Source organism: Lysinibacillus halotolerans (assembly GCF_003711845.1).
In the GTDB taxonomy this organism is placed as follows: domain Bacteria; phylum Bacillota; class Bacilli; order Bacillales_A; family Planococcaceae; genus Ureibacillus; species Ureibacillus halotolerans.
Genome location: NZ_RHLQ01000011.1, coordinates 51743 through 65251, shown reverse-complemented (window position 1 = coordinate 65251; position 13509 = coordinate 51743). Strand labels below are relative to the sequence as shown.

The window sequence follows — 13509 nt, the reverse complement described above, 5'->3', positions numbered from 1 at the left end:
TAATCACAAATCACGGCTTAAGATCTTACTCTGATTTTGCAAAAGTCTTTTTGAATTCGTTAAGAGCAGCTGCCATTTCTTCATCAGAAGGAAGTTCTTTTGTCGTACGGATATGATCTAAAACGTTAGTGTGGTTTACATCTAACCAGCTGTATAATTCAGCTTCGAAACGTACGATATCTTGAACTGGGATATCGTCTAAGAAACCACGAGTTAATGCATAAAGAATTGTAACTTGCTTTTCAACTTTAATTGGTTTGTTAAGATCTTGTTTAAGAACTTCAACTGTACGTTTACCACGTTCAAGTTTTGCAAGTGTTGCTTTGTCTAAATCTGAACCGAATTGAGCAAATGATTCAAGTTCACGGTAAGCAGCTAAGTCAAGACGTAGTGTACCAGCAACTTTTTTCATCGCTTTAATTTGAGCTGATCCACCTACACGAGATACGGATAAACCAGCGTTGATTGCTGGACGTACACCTGAGTGGAATAAGTCAGATTGTAAGAAAATTTGTCCATCAGTAATTGAGATTACGTTTGTTGGGATGTATGCAGAGATATCCCCAGCTTGTGTCTCAACGAATGGAAGAGCTGTAATCGAACCATTTTTATATGTTTCGTTTAATTTCGCAGCACGTTCTAATAGACGGCTGTGTAAGTAGAATACATCACCAGGGTAAGCTTCACGACCTGGAGGACGACGTAATAATAATGAAAGTTCACGGTAAGCTGCCGCTTGTTTTGATAAATCATCGTATACGATTAATACGTGTTTACCTTGTAACATGAACTCTTCAGCCATAGATACACCAGCATAAGGAGCTAAGTATAATAATGGAGCTGGTTGAGATGCAGATGCAGTTACAACGATTGAGTAGTCTAAAGCACCGTGTTTACGAAGTGTTTCTACTACGCCACGAACTGTAGATTCTTTTTGACCGATAGCAACATAGATACAGATCATATCTTGGTCTGCTTGGTTAAGAATTGTATCGATTGCAATTGAAGTTTTACCAACTTGACGGTCACCGATGATTAACTCACGTTGACCACGACCGATTGGTACAAGAGCGTCAATCGCTTTAATACCTGTTTGTAATGGTTCGTGAACGGATTTACGAGCCATTACACCGAAAGCTGGGCTTTCGATAGGACGAGTTTTTGTAGTGTTGATTGGGCCTTGTCCATCCACTGGTTGACCTAGTGGGTTTACAACGCGACCAATTAGTTCTTCACCAACTGGTACTTCCATAATACGGCCAGTTCGACGTACTTCATCGCCTTCTTTAATGTCTAAGTATGGTCCTAAGATGATGATACCAACGTTACCTTCTTCTAAGTTTTGAGCCATACCCATAACACCGTTAGAGAACTCTAATAATTCTCCAGCCATGACATTGTCGAGGCCATGAGCACGAGCGATACCGTCACCAACTGTGATTACAGTACCAACTTCGCTTACTTCTAATTCAGATTGGTAGTTTTCAATCTGCTTTTTTATCAGCACGCTGATTTCTTCAGCTTTGATGCCCATGAATGTCACCTCTCACATTTCTTTTTTATTAACCAACTAACGTACGTTTTAATCCCTCTAGCTTATTCGCTACAGTGTTATCAAAAATGTAGTTACCGATTTGAACACGTACACCACCAAGAATTGATGGTTCAATTACGTTTGTAATAGTAAGTTTTTCTTTACCAACTAATTTACCGAAAGAAGAAGAAATTTCGTCTTTTTCTTGATCAGTAAGAGCACGAGTAGAGAAAACTGTTGCTTCAGCAAAGCCTTGAGATGCAGCTGCTAATTGCTTAAATTGTTGTGCTAAATTTGCTACTTCATTAACACGTTTCTTTTCAATAAGAAGTTCAAGCGTGCTAACGACGATTGGATTCGCACTAGCAAAAATTTCAGCTACAATTTGTTTTTTACGTTCAATAGAGAACTTTGGAGTAGCAAGTAGAGAAAGTAACTCTGGAGTAGTTTCTAAAACTTTTACTAACTCCTCTAAATCTGCGTTAACTTCCGCAACGATTTGTTTTTCTTGCGCTAATTGAAACAAAGCATTCGCATAGCGGTTAGCTATAGTCGATTGACTCATTTCGCTTCGCCTGCCTTCGCAATCGTTTCTTTAATTAGTGCGCTATTGTCCTCTTCAGAAATTTCTTTTCCAAGAACTTTAGATGCCGCAAGAACCGATAGTGAAACGACTTCTTCACGAACTGCAGCGATTGCTTTTTCTTTCTCAGTTTCGATTTCACGAACAGCTGATTCTTTTAAGCGGTTAGCTTCAGCACGAGCCGCAGTAATGATTTCATCACGTTGTACTTCGCCTTGTTTTTTAGCACTTTCAATAATTGTTTGTGCTTCAGTACGTGCTTCTTTTAAAAGACTTTTTTGTTCTTCTAAAAGTTTAGCTGATTCTTTGCGAGCGTTTTCAGCTGCATCGATTTCGCTTGCAACTAATTCTTCACGTTGTTGCATAATGCCCATTAACGGACCCCACGCGAATTTCTTTAGAAGAGCCATTAAAACGATGAAGATAACTAATGTTGCAATTACGTCTCCACCATTAAAGTTGTGAGCTCCAGCACCAAGTACTAGGTAATCTAAATTCACGATTGTTTCACTCCCTTCAAGAGCTTTCAATATTGTCTCGTTTCAAAGTTGTTTGCATTAAAACGAACTTATGAAACATTCATAAAATCTATGATTTCATTTCTTTACTTTCAATTTCAAAAAAACATTTAAATCAAACTATTTTCATACAAAAGGAATGGCGAAGTTTCTTCTTGTGGAATCATCTTCGCCACATAAATTGAGCCGACAATTATCGGTTCATTACGATGAATGCTACTACTACTGCAATGATCGGTAGGGCTTCTACTAACGCTACCCCGATGAACATTGTAGTTTGAAGAACGCCACGAGCCTCTGGTTGACGAGCGATACCTTCTACTGTACGTGAAACGATAAGACCGTTACCAATACCTGCACCAAGTGCACCTAAACCGATTGCGATTGCTGCTGCTAATAAACCCATTGAAAATTTCCTCCTTGGAATTGTTTTATTATTTTTGTTAAGCAATTAATGTTTACACTAAAAGCTTTATATTAATGGTCTGCACTCACTTTGTGAGATAAGTAAACCATTGTTAACATTGTGAAAATAAAGGCTTGGATAAAGCCAATAAAGATTGAGAATCCTTGCCATGCCATCGTTGGAATGATAGCACCGATAAATCCTACTGCACCTGAACCTGCCATACCAGCAAGTAAGCCAAGTAAAATTTCACCAGCATAAATGTTACCGTAAAGACGAAGACCTAAGGTTAATGTATTAGCGAATTCCTCTACAATTTTAAGTGGGAACATAAATGACATTGGTTGAACAAAAGTTCTGAAATAATTTCCAGTACCACGCATTTTAATACCGTAGTATGTTGCTAGTACCATTACCATCGCTGCTAATGTTAATGTAACAGTAGGGTCAGCTGTTGGTGATTTCCACCATAAATCGCCACCTACGATGATTCCTGAAAATGGTAGACCTAACAAGTTTGCAACGGCGATAAACATAATTAATGTGATCCCTAAAATATGGAATCGACCGCCTGTTTTCCAGTCCATGTTGCTTTGGATAATTCCCTTTACGAAATCCATAACCCATTCCATAAAGTTTTGCATGCCTGTTGGTTTCAGCTTTAAGTTACGTGTAGCAATAAATGCAATTAAAAACACAATGATAGCTGTCACCAATAGCATTAGAACTGTAGATAAGTTGAAAGTTAAAAAGCCTATCGTTAGCTCTGGAGCTCCATGATCCATTCTTGCATTCACCTCACTTTCTTAGTTACCTTTGTTGTTTCTTACTGAATATACGATAACTCCTATAAAAAGGAACACGTACGGAATCATTAGCCCTATGACTGTGCTAATTAAATGAAAATATTGTGGCAACGTAATGGCGATAGCGACTGCTGCAATACCTGATCCAAAGCGCAAAGCTGAGCCGAGAGATACTGCTTTTCTTCCTTCACTTATGGAACGATCAAACTTGTCCATTCTTCGAACAAGAATCCAAAAGTTATATGTACCAAAGCAAGCACCCACCGCAATTCCAGCAAAAACTGTTGGATATGAGGTAAATCCCCATCCTAACGCACAAAGAGCAAGCAAAAAAAATAACGCTTTCTTCTGCATTGCAAAAATGTGATGCAAATCTAGCATTGGCAATTTATCTCCCAAATCTTTTTCGAGTAATGTTAAAATCGTTCACTACTAAAGGAATCAAGCGAGTAATCGTATTACAAGCGGTTTCAAAGATATAAAATCATTTGATTATATAATTAAATCCTTATATTAAATTAATAAGAATTTAACTTTGTTCCGCTGTAAACATTTAAAACTCAGACGCTTGAAAACGTTGCTAATTGACATTGAATGGTTCCAACTGTCAATCTAGTAGAAACTTGATATAACAAGTATTTCTTCGTCAACACTTGACTTGAAACCCCTGTCATTCTTACCCTTTGTAAGCATACAATAGTGATATTTTGATGTCAATTGGTTAAAGTGAAAAACTTCACAACTCATGAAATCTTGTCAAATTGTTGACAAATTTGTGTAATAACTTTCAAAAATTACTTTGTCTTTTAAATTATTTTAACAAAATAACCAATTCCCATTTCTTTTTCCAAAATATCCAAAATAGATAAAATTCCTTTTCCTACAATATTATTCACTTTTTTCTTTGAACCTAATCAATTCTTTAATATTGGGAGTTAAATAATTCTTCATCATCTTTTAACGGATTTATTACTAGGGTTTAGCGAATTGTAAAAGATTCAGAATTGTAGTGTTAAACGAATGTGTTTAGTTTTCTCGAACTATTACTTTTAATGCATGTAAATGAAAAATAATGGCCCTTCTTAAATTAAAGGGTCATTATTTTCCCGTTTTCTATTTACTTAGAATTAGCTGTTTTACTTAGTACCAAATAAACGGTCACCAGCATCTCCTAATCCAGGTACGATGTATCCATGGTCATTTAATTTCTCGTCAAGAGCAGCAATGTAAATATCTACATCTGGGTGCGCTTCTTGAATAGCTTGTACACCTTCTGGAGCAGCAATTAAGCACATAAATTTAATACTTTTAGCTCCACGTGTTTTTAATGAATTAATCGCTTCAACAGCAGAACCACCTGTAGCTAACATTGGGTCAACTATGATAAAGTCACGTTCTTCCACATCCGCAGGAAGTTTTGCATAATACTCAACAGGTTTTAATGTTTCTGGATCACGATAAAGTCCAATATGTCCCACTTTTGCAGCTGGGATTAATTTTAGTATTCCATCAACCATACCAATACCAGCGCGTAGAATTGGGACAATGGCCATTTTTTTACCTGAAAGCACTTTTGTTTTAGCTTTCATTACAGGTGTATCGATTTCAATCTCTTCTAGTGGCATATCTCGAGTAATTTCAAAGGCCATTAAAGTTGCGACTTCATCAACAAGTTCACGGAATTCTTTTGTTCCAGTGTTTTTATCACGGATATACGTTAACTTATGTTGGATTAATGGGTGATCAAATACATAGACTTTACTCAATTGGACTCGCTCCTAACTATTCATATCATTCTTCCATATGATTTTTTCTGTTGTAAAGAAAAATATCACTTAATCTAAACTAGTATATCAAAAAAAGTCGTAACATAAAACTATATGTCGGTCTCATTTATAGTACATTGTTAGTTTTGAAGCTACTTTCCTCTATCTTTTAAAAAAGATACTATCAAAAATAGAAAAGAGCTAGTGGAAAAACTCACTAGCTCTTTCATACTAAATATTCGTTACTAAATCTTCGTAAATAGGATATTTATCCGTTAGAACTTTTACACGATCTGCTGCTTCTTGTTTTGCAGCAGCATCTTCTGGGTTTTTAAGAAGTTTGGCGATGATTAATCCAACCTCTTTCATGTCTTCTTCTAAGAAGCCACGGCTTGTTACAGCAGGTGTACCGATACGAATACCAGAAGTAACAAATGGTTTTTCTTGATCGTAAGGAATTGTATTTTTATTTACAGTAATCCCCACTTCATCTAATACTTTTTCAGCCACTTTACCAGTTAAACCAACTGATTTCACATTCACTAATAATAAATGGTTATCAGTGCCGCCAGAAACAATTTCTAATCCTTCAGCAATTAATGTTTCAGCAAGTACTTTTGCATTCTTTTTAATTTGTTTTGCATACTCTTTAAATTCTGGCTGTAATGCTTCACCAAACGCTACTGCTTTAGCAGCGATTACATGCATTAATGGTCCACCTTGAATTCCAGGGAAAACAGATTTATCGATCTTTTTACCCCATTCTTCAGAAGTTAAAATTAAACCACCACGAGGTCCACGTAACGTTTTATGAGTTGTTGAAGTAACGAAATCTGCATAAGGTACTGGAGATGGGTGTTCACCAGCAGCTACAAGACCAGCGATATGTGCCATATCGACCATGAAATAAGCACCAACTTCATCTGCAATTTCACGGAATTTTTTAAAGTCAATTTCACGAGGGTAAGCAGAAGCACCAGCAACAATTAACTTTGGCTTATGTTCTAAAGCTTTAGCGCGAACATCTTCATAGTCTATTACATTTGTATCTTCTGTTACGCCATATTCTACAAATTTATATTGAATACCAGAGAAATTAACAGGAGAACCATGGGTTAAGTGACCACCATGGGAAAGATTCATACCTAGTACTGTATCCCCTGGTTCAAGAACTGTGAAGTATACTGCCATATTCGCTTGTGCACCGGAGTGGGGTTGAACGTTTGCATATTCAGCACCAAAAATTTGTTTTACACGGTCACGGGCAATGTCTTCCACCACGTCAACGTGTTCACAACCACCGTAGTAACGTTTGCCAGGATAACCTTCCGCATATTTGTTCGTTAAAACAGAACCTTGAGCTTCCATAACCGCTTCAGAAACAATGTTTTCGGATGCGATTAATTCAATGTTTGCTTGTTGACGTTTTTTCTCAGCTAAAATTCCTTCTAGTACTGCTTTATCTTGTGCCGCTACTTTTTCATAAGCCATCGTTATATATCCCCCTAAAGTTCTTTTATTTTTTGAATAAAAAATTATTATAAATGGAGTTTCCTATTATCAGTAATAGATACCAACTGTTAATCTTCCATAGAGTAATGAAAACTCGCTCTTAAACTTTCCTTCTTTTCAAACATTAATGAACTATTAAATTTCATTCGGTAGGTCTTACATAGATAGCCCGTTCTCCACCTATTAACTTTGGACGCGTTTTCGCTATTGTTACTACCGCTTCCCCAATTTTCCGGATGGAAGTTCGAACGGGAATTGCTACTTCTTTTAAATGCATCCCTATAATCGTTTGACCAATATCGATCCCTGCGTGTGCTCGAACATGTTCTACGACAACTGGATTTTCCAATTGAGTATAAGCATAGGCAGACATCGAACCTCCTGCATGTTTTACAGGAATAACGGTTACCGGTTCTAGACCATATTTTAAAGCAGCATCATACTCCATCGTTAACGCGCGATTAATATGTTCACAGCCTTGAAAAACTAAATAAAGCTCGTTTCTTTTAGCAAAATATGCAAACTCCCGATATAGTACTTCTGCTACTTCCATAGCTCCCGATGTTCCAATTTTTGAACCAGCAATTTCAGAAGTTGAACAACCGATAACAAACAATTGATTCTGCTGGAACTGTACTTGTTGTTCTATTTCATCTAGCAATTGGGATAATTGGGACTGTATTTGCTGTAAATCACTCATTGATTAACTACCCTTCAAGCTCGGAAATTTTATCGATTCGTCGAGTATGACGACCACCTTCAAAATCCGTATTTAACCAGGCTTTTACGATTTCTCCCGCTAGCCCAGGACCAATCACTCTCTCACCCATCGCTAAAATATTTGAATCGTTATGGCATCGAGTTGCTTTAGCACTAAATACATCATGAACTAATGCACAACGAATCCCCTTTACTTTGTTTGCAGCAATCGACATTCCAATGCCGGTACCACAAATTAATATTCCTCGATCAAACTTTCCACTTGCAACGCCTTCTGCTACTGGGCGAGCATAATCAGGATAATCAACCGAATCATTAGATTTTGGACCAAAATCTTCATAACTAATTTGAAGTTCGTCTAATAGTGACATAATTTCTTTGCGTAAGTTATTTCCACCGTGGTCTGAAGAAATTGCAATTTTCACTATGTTCCCTCCTACGTGTTATTGTCATCAACAGTGTACCACTTATTCCGAAAGATTAACATGGATTTTGAAAACTTTCCTTTAATCCTTTTTATAAAATACGAATAATTCATCAACATATATAAATAACGTTCATATTTTGACGTGAAATAGACTACATTCTATTAAAATCATTCGTGTATCGGATATAAGATGTTTCATTATTCTGATTTCTATTACAAATGACTACTGGTGTGTTCCTTAAATATGAATAAATGCCACCATCCTAAAGCAATACAATTTCCTTAGAATGATGGCACACTTATGTAATTTTATATTGGTTCTTTGTTAACTAGATAACGATTCTACGCCATTTCATTTTCCGAAATCTTTATAATCAATTCATCAATAAGTTGATTTAATTCTAAATACGTTTGTCTATATGTTCCGATATCACCGCCAAAAGGATCTGATACATCTTTCGAACCATATGGTTTCACATACTCTTTTAAAGTAAAAGTTTTGTTTTGAGCATTTGGAAATGTATGAAGAATCATATTTTTATGGGCCCCAGTCATAGTTAAAATCAAATCAGCCCATTCAATATCCTGTGGCTTCACTTGGGATGTCATATGCTCAAAATCGATTTGATCATGTTGAAGGACAGCTTTTGCATTCTCGGAAATTCCCCCACCTTCAAGGGCGTAAATGCCAGCAGATTTAACTTGTACACCATCCACATTTTTACTTTTCAATATAGCCTCAGCCATAGGACTTCTACAAGTATTACCAGTACAAATGAAATAAATATTCATGATGTCCACTCTTTCTTTATTATAGATACTCAATGCTATTAAAAAACGTATAGATACTTATGACAATTAACGATAATCCCGCAATCCACTTTAATGAATCCCCTTTTATAGAAAAGCGGCTTCTTGCGATCTGCAGAGAAATGTAAGACAATACAAAAGTCCATATTCCCGCACTAAAAATAAATAAAAATTTTTGTAAGTTTAGCATACCAAAAGAAATGCTGACTGAAAAGGTATCTAAACTGGCCGTAATAGCTAATATCGATATTGGTATTGCCATGATTTGTCGATTTTTTGTTGAAAGGATTAATTGGAGTCCAATGGAAAATAATAAAATACTTGAAATTAAATTAGACCATTGTAATAGGATATGTACCATCCATCTACCAAGAGTAAAACCGATAATTGGGAAAATCATATGTAATATAGCCGTCCATAAAGAAAGAATAAAACGTTGTTTTACACTAGGAAGAAGTAAATAAAGTGCGACTACATCCAATGCCACAATAAGTCCCGTAAGTATTTCCTGCAAAATAGTCCTCTTTCCTTTATAATATTTCTACTATCTTATGCCTTATCATCATCCAATATCATCGTTTCTTGTCCACCTTTTATAAATTAAAAAGGGTTCACTTTTTTAAGCAAACCCTCTTTAAATACTATTCTCTATTTTTATACCATTTGTTTCCTGCAGCTTTTTCTAATCGGTTCATAATTGCTGCACCGACACCTTCAGTCGTAGTCGTTGTAGCCAAAATGATCGTTGCCTCTGTCTTATCACATGCTCTTAAATCGTCATATAATTTTGCGCTCATTTGTTCTTTATTCCCTTCATTACCATAAGGGAAAAAATAATCTGCCTTTATATCTTGATAAGATGAAGGGGCTAAAAGGGCTACTTTATGTCCCTCTTTTTTTAATTGTCTTATTGCTAATTCAATTTCTTTTTTATTATGTTCGATTAAATATACTGGGGCATTAGGTGCATAATGGGTATATTTCATTCCAGGTGCCTTTGGCGTCGAATCGAGTTTTTGTTGATTTTTTGTTGGCAGAATGACTGTTCCAATCACTTGTTCTAACATTTCTTTCGTTACTCCGCCTGGTCGAAGGATGACTGGTGGAGTAACGGTTACATCAAGTACTGTCGATTCAATGCCTATTCCTGTAGCTCCACCATCTAAAATAAGAGGTATACGACCTTGTAAATCTTCTTCCACATGGACAGCTTTTGTAGGACTTGGCTTACCACTACGATTTGCACTTGGAGCCGCTACCGGTTTTTGTAACTTTCTCAATAACCGCAAAGCGACTTCATGGTTCGGCATCCGTAATCCAACCGTTGATAATCCAGCTGTAACACTAGGTGCTAGTAACCCTTTTTTCGCCTTCATAATAATTGTCAATGGACCGGGCCAAAAACAATCCATCAATTTCTTGGCGTTATCAGGAATTTCTTCTATATAGTTTGAAACTTCTTCAATTGTTCCAATATGTACAATTAAGGGGTTATCTGAAGGACGGCCTTTTGCTTCAAATATTTTTTTCACAGCCGAATCGTTTGTTGCCACAGCACCAAGACCATATACAGTCTCTGTCGGAAAGGCGACAACTTCCCCTTGATTTAATAAATCGATTGCTTGTGAATAACTTTGTTCATTTGCTTCATTATTATTCACAAGCATTTTGAGCGTTTCCATCATTGCCCCTCCTATCTTATTTCGAAATTTTCTAACAGTTTATACACACTTTGTGGATAATACTGTAAAAGGTGTGCATAAGTAAGCTAGCCATTAACTAACTGAACAATTTTTTGATCCATTCCCAAACAATAAATGTGACTTTAGTTTTTTCTTCATTATCTTCCTTCTCATCACTATCTTTTTGTTCCACTTTTTCTTTTTCATCTTCTTTGTCAGTCGGACGCTCACATATATTCGGGAAAATACTACACCACCAGTTATCCCCTCGACCTTCACCAATAGTTAATACAAGCGATTGGTAATATGATTGTGGATAAAACGTATTATGTTGTAGTTTTGGTGGCATTAAATTGTCACCAATGTTAATTTTCACATTTGCATCTGCATAGTTTTTTTCTAAATAAGTAGCTAATTCTGTATATATTTCATCACTATCTTTATTCGCTTCATTATTTTGAATTTGTGTGAAAAACGGTGTTAAATTTTCCACCATTTCACGTTTAAATTGTTGATCTTCCTTTGTATTACTATTTGCCACAACGCGAATTTTTAAACTATCTTCAACCAAATTATTTCTAGCTTCATAGACTTTATCAAACATATCTGGTAGTAAAATGATTGAACACAAAATAGCAATTGAACACGCAAGTAATTTTAATAGACTTAAAACTTTATCAAATTTATTTTCTTTTTGAACTCTTGTAATCTCGTAATCGTTTAACATAATTAATTCCCTCCCTGACATCATAATTGTCAGGAAGAGAACTTTTTATACATTTATTTCACAAAAAACCATTCTATTTTTTTGATTAATATCTTTAACGATTTCTACTTTAGATTCAGGAAAGCTAGTTTTAAAGAATTTCGCGACCGCTTCACCTTGTAAATGGCCGATTTCTACACCAATTAAAGCAGGTTGATTTAAGAGGTTCGGTAATTGCTCTGAAAGTTTTCGATACAAGATTAACCCATCTTCTTCTGCAAAAAGTGCGTTATGAGGTTCATGATCCAATACGATTTCGGACATTTCTTTCGCTTCATCAAAAGCAATATAAGGAGGATTGGATAAAATAACATCCCATTTTTCCTGTGCAATCGGTTTTGTCAAATCCCCTAGACGGAACTCAACTTCGGTCTGTAAATGGTTGGCATTTTTCTTCGCCGTTTCAATTGCCTTTTCAGAAATATCCGTCGCAACTACTTGCGCTTCTGGCCATTCCTTTTTCATCGTTATAGCAATGGCACCACTTCCAGTTCCTATATCACAAATCTTTACAGAGGAATGTTCTCCAAACAATTTTTTCATACGCTCCAACGCCCCGACAATTAACTCCTCTGTTTCAGGACGAGGGATTAATACCGATTCATCAACTTTGAACTTTCTCCCGAAAAACTCTTCCGTTCCTATAATGTATTGAACTGGCCTACCTTTGGCATGTTCTTCTACATATTTTTGAAATTCCATTAATTTTTCATCACTGATCTTATCGTGCATTCGCATCATTAATCCGGAATAATTCGTTTCGTAAACATGTTGCATTAAAAGTCTTGCAGCATTTTCGTCACGACCATTTTCAACTAAAAAAGAAGAAGCCCCATGGAGGGCCTCAAAAATTGTTTTATGCTTCATCATTTAAATGGGCAAGTTTCGCTGCTTGCTCTTCCAGCATTAATGCATCAATAATTTCATCCAACTTGCCTTCCATAATTATATCCAGCTTTTGAAGAGTTAAACCGATACGATGATCAGTGACACGATTTTGTGGATAGTTGTATGTGCGAATACGCTCGGAGCGATCTCCTGTACCAACTGCAGATTTACGAGTTGCATCGATTTCCTTTTGTGCTTCTTGCATATACATATCGGCAACACGAGCTCGAAGGATTTTCATCGCTTTTTCACGGTTTTTAATTTGGGAACGTTCATCTTGCATCGATACGACAACACCCGTTGGTATATGGGTCATACGCACGGCTGACATTGTCGTATTAACAGATTGACCACCTGCACCTGAAGAGGCAAATGTATCAACGCGAATATCTTTTTCATGAATTTCGACATCTACTTCTTCTACTTCTGGCAAACATGCAACTGTCGCTGTAGAAGTATGGATACGACCTTGTGATTCTGTAGCAGGAACCCGTTGTACGCGGTGCGCCCCGTTTTCATATTTAAATTTCGAATAAGCACCTTGCCCGTTGATCATAAAGATAACCTCTTTATAACCGCCCATTGGGTTAGGTGTAGCTTCCATAATATCAATTTTCCATCCTTGTGTTTCTGCGTAACGGGAATACATGCGGAATAAATCTCCTGCGAAAATATTCGCTTCATCTCCACCCGCAGCTCCGCGAATTTCCATAATAACGTTTTTATCGTCGTTTGGATCCTTTGGAATTAGAAGAATTTTTAAGCGCTCTTCCAATACAGGAATTCGTGCATTTAATTCGTTAAATTCTTCTTTTACCATTTCATGCATTTCAGGATCTTTTTCATTGTCTAGCATTTCTTTCGTATCTGCCAATTGTTGTTTTACATCTTTATATTCTCGATATACTTCTACCATTTCTTGAATATCTGACTGTTCCTTAGAATATTCGCGAAGTTTTTTACTATCGCTTACAACATCAGGATCACTTAATAATTCATTTAATCTTTCATATCGGTCTTCAACCGCTTGTAATCGATCAAACATGATTTCACCTCTAATTTAATTTCATATATGGTTAAATTCCGTCATA

General features: G+C 36.3%; 16 protein-coding genes. All 16 read right to left on the bottom strand.

Annotated features, from left to right (window positions below; genetic code table 11):
* Positions 1-25 precede the first annotated feature (25 nt).
* Entirely contained in the window at positions 26-1534 is a 1509-nt protein-coding gene (gene atpA / locus EC501_RS06430) for a F0F1 ATP synthase subunit alpha (protein ID WP_122971469.1), read from the bottom strand.
* Positions 1535-1562: 28 nt separating this feature from the next.
* Positions 1563-2099 carry a F0F1 ATP synthase subunit delta gene (locus EC501_RS06425; protein WP_122971468.1) on the bottom strand — a complete coding sequence of 179 codons (537 nt, stop codon included), beginning with the start codon at positions 2097-2099 and terminating at the stop codon, positions 1563-1565.
* Positions 2096-2617 (bottom strand): F0F1 ATP synthase subunit B, encoded by a 522-nt coding sequence (gene atpF, locus EC501_RS06420; RefSeq protein ID WP_122971490.1) that lies wholly within the window; start codon positions 2615-2617, stop codon positions 2096-2098. The genes EC501_RS06425 and atpF overlap by 4 nt, the downstream gene beginning before the upstream one ends.
* A gap of 211 nt (positions 2618-2828) precedes the next feature.
* Positions 2829-3041 (bottom strand): F0F1 ATP synthase subunit C, encoded by a 213-nt coding sequence (gene atpE / locus EC501_RS06415; RefSeq protein ID WP_036200106.1) that lies wholly within the window; start codon positions 3039-3041, stop codon positions 2829-2831.
* A 71-nt stretch (positions 3042-3112) separates the two neighbouring features.
* Entirely contained in the window at positions 3113-3826 is a 714-nt protein-coding gene (atpB, locus tag EC501_RS06410; protein WP_122971467.1) for a F0F1 ATP synthase subunit A, read from the bottom strand.
* Between the two features lie 21 nt (positions 3827-3847).
* Positions 3848-4228 carry an ATP synthase subunit I gene (locus EC501_RS06405; protein WP_122971466.1) on the bottom strand — a complete coding sequence of 127 codons (381 nt, stop codon included), beginning with the start codon at positions 4226-4228 and terminating at the stop codon, positions 3848-3850.
* A 755-nt stretch (positions 4229-4983) separates the two neighbouring features.
* Entirely contained in the window at positions 4984-5613 is a 630-nt protein-coding gene (gene upp, locus EC501_RS06400) for a uracil phosphoribosyltransferase (protein ID WP_122971465.1), read from the bottom strand.
* A 231-nt stretch (positions 5614-5844) separates the two neighbouring features.
* Positions 5845-7104 (bottom strand): serine hydroxymethyltransferase, encoded by a 1260-nt coding sequence (gene glyA, locus EC501_RS06395; protein ID WP_122971464.1) that lies wholly within the window; start codon positions 7102-7104, stop codon positions 5845-5847.
* 163 nt (positions 7105-7267) lie between these two features.
* Positions 7268-7825 (bottom strand): TIGR01440 family protein, encoded by a 558-nt coding sequence (locus tag EC501_RS06390; protein WP_122971463.1) that lies wholly within the window; start codon positions 7823-7825, stop codon positions 7268-7270.
* Between the two features lie 7 nt (positions 7826-7832).
* Positions 7833-8270: a ribose 5-phosphate isomerase B gene (gene rpiB, locus EC501_RS06385; RefSeq protein WP_122971462.1), complete on the bottom strand. Its 438-nt coding sequence runs from the start codon at positions 8268-8270 to the stop codon at positions 7833-7835.
* Between the two features lie 344 nt (positions 8271-8614).
* Positions 8615-9064 (bottom strand): low molecular weight protein arginine phosphatase, encoded by a 450-nt coding sequence (locus tag EC501_RS06380; RefSeq protein ID WP_122971461.1) that lies wholly within the window; start codon positions 9062-9064, stop codon positions 8615-8617.
* A gap of 19 nt (positions 9065-9083) precedes the next feature.
* Positions 9084-9596: a manganese efflux pump MntP gene (locus EC501_RS06375; RefSeq protein WP_122971460.1), complete on the bottom strand. Its 513-nt coding sequence runs from the start codon at positions 9594-9596 to the stop codon at positions 9084-9086.
* 127 nt (positions 9597-9723) lie between these two features.
* Positions 9724-10764, bottom strand: a complete 1041-nt coding sequence (locus EC501_RS06370; protein WP_122971459.1) for an L-threonylcarbamoyladenylate synthase — start codon at positions 10762-10764, stop codon at positions 9724-9726.
* Between the two features lie 97 nt (positions 10765-10861).
* Positions 10862-11491 (bottom strand): stage II sporulation protein R, encoded by a 630-nt coding sequence (locus EC501_RS06365; RefSeq protein ID WP_158599673.1) that lies wholly within the window; start codon positions 11489-11491, stop codon positions 10862-10864.
* Positions 11492-11536: 45 nt separating this feature from the next.
* Entirely contained in the window at positions 11537-12400 is an 864-nt protein-coding gene (prmC, locus tag EC501_RS06360; RefSeq protein WP_122971457.1) for a peptide chain release factor N(5)-glutamine methyltransferase, read from the bottom strand.
* On the bottom strand, positions 12387-13463 hold the full coding sequence (gene prfA / locus EC501_RS06355) for a peptide chain release factor 1 (protein WP_122971456.1): 1077 nt from the start codon (positions 13461-13463) through the stop codon (positions 12387-12389). Before prfA ends, prmC begins: the two co-directional genes overlap by 14 nt.
* Between the last annotated feature and the right edge of the window lie 46 nt (positions 13464-13509).

Bases quoted from the DNA above. Each gene is read 5' to 3' on its own strand.
- prfA (WP_122971456.1), bottom strand. From the start codon at position 13,463: ATGTTTGATCGATTACAAGCGGTTGAAGACCGATATGAAAGATTAAAT.
- atpB (WP_122971467.1), bottom strand. From the start codon at position 3,826: ATGGATCATGGAGCTCCAGAGCTAACGATAGGCTTTTTAACTTTCAAC.
- EC501_RS06390 (WP_122971463.1), bottom strand. From the start codon at position 7,825: ATGAGTGATTTACAGCAAATACAGTCCCAATTATCCCAATTGCTAGAT.
- atpE (WP_036200106.1), bottom strand. From the start codon at position 3,041: ATGGGTTTATTAGCAGCAGCAATCGCAATCGGTTTAGGTGCACTTGGT.
- EC501_RS06370 (WP_122971459.1), bottom strand. From the start codon at position 10,764: ATGGAAACGCTCAAAATGCTTGTGAATAATAATGAAGCAAATGAACAA.
- EC501_RS06380 (WP_122971461.1), bottom strand. From the start codon at position 9,064: ATGAATATTTATTTCATTTGTACTGGTAATACTTGTAGAAGTCCTATG.
- EC501_RS06425 (WP_122971468.1), bottom strand. From the start codon at position 2,099: ATGAGTCAATCGACTATAGCTAACCGCTATGCGAATGCTTTGTTTCAA.
- atpA (WP_122971469.1), bottom strand. From the start codon at position 1,534: ATGGGCATCAAAGCTGAAGAAATCAGCGTGCTGATAAAAAAGCAGATT.
- EC501_RS06405 (WP_122971466.1), bottom strand. From the start codon at position 4,228: ATGCTAGATTTGCATCACATTTTTGCAATGCAGAAGAAAGCGTTATTT.
- glyA (WP_122971464.1), bottom strand. From the start codon at position 7,104: ATGGCTTATGAAAAAGTAGCGGCACAAGATAAAGCAGTACTAGAAGGA.
- EC501_RS06365 (WP_158599673.1), bottom strand. From the start codon at position 11,491: ATGTTAAACGATTACGAGATTACAAGAGTTCAAAAAGAAAATAAATTT.
- prmC (WP_122971457.1), bottom strand. From the start codon at position 12,400: ATGATGAAGCATAAAACAATTTTTGAGGCCCTCCATGGGGCTTCTTCT.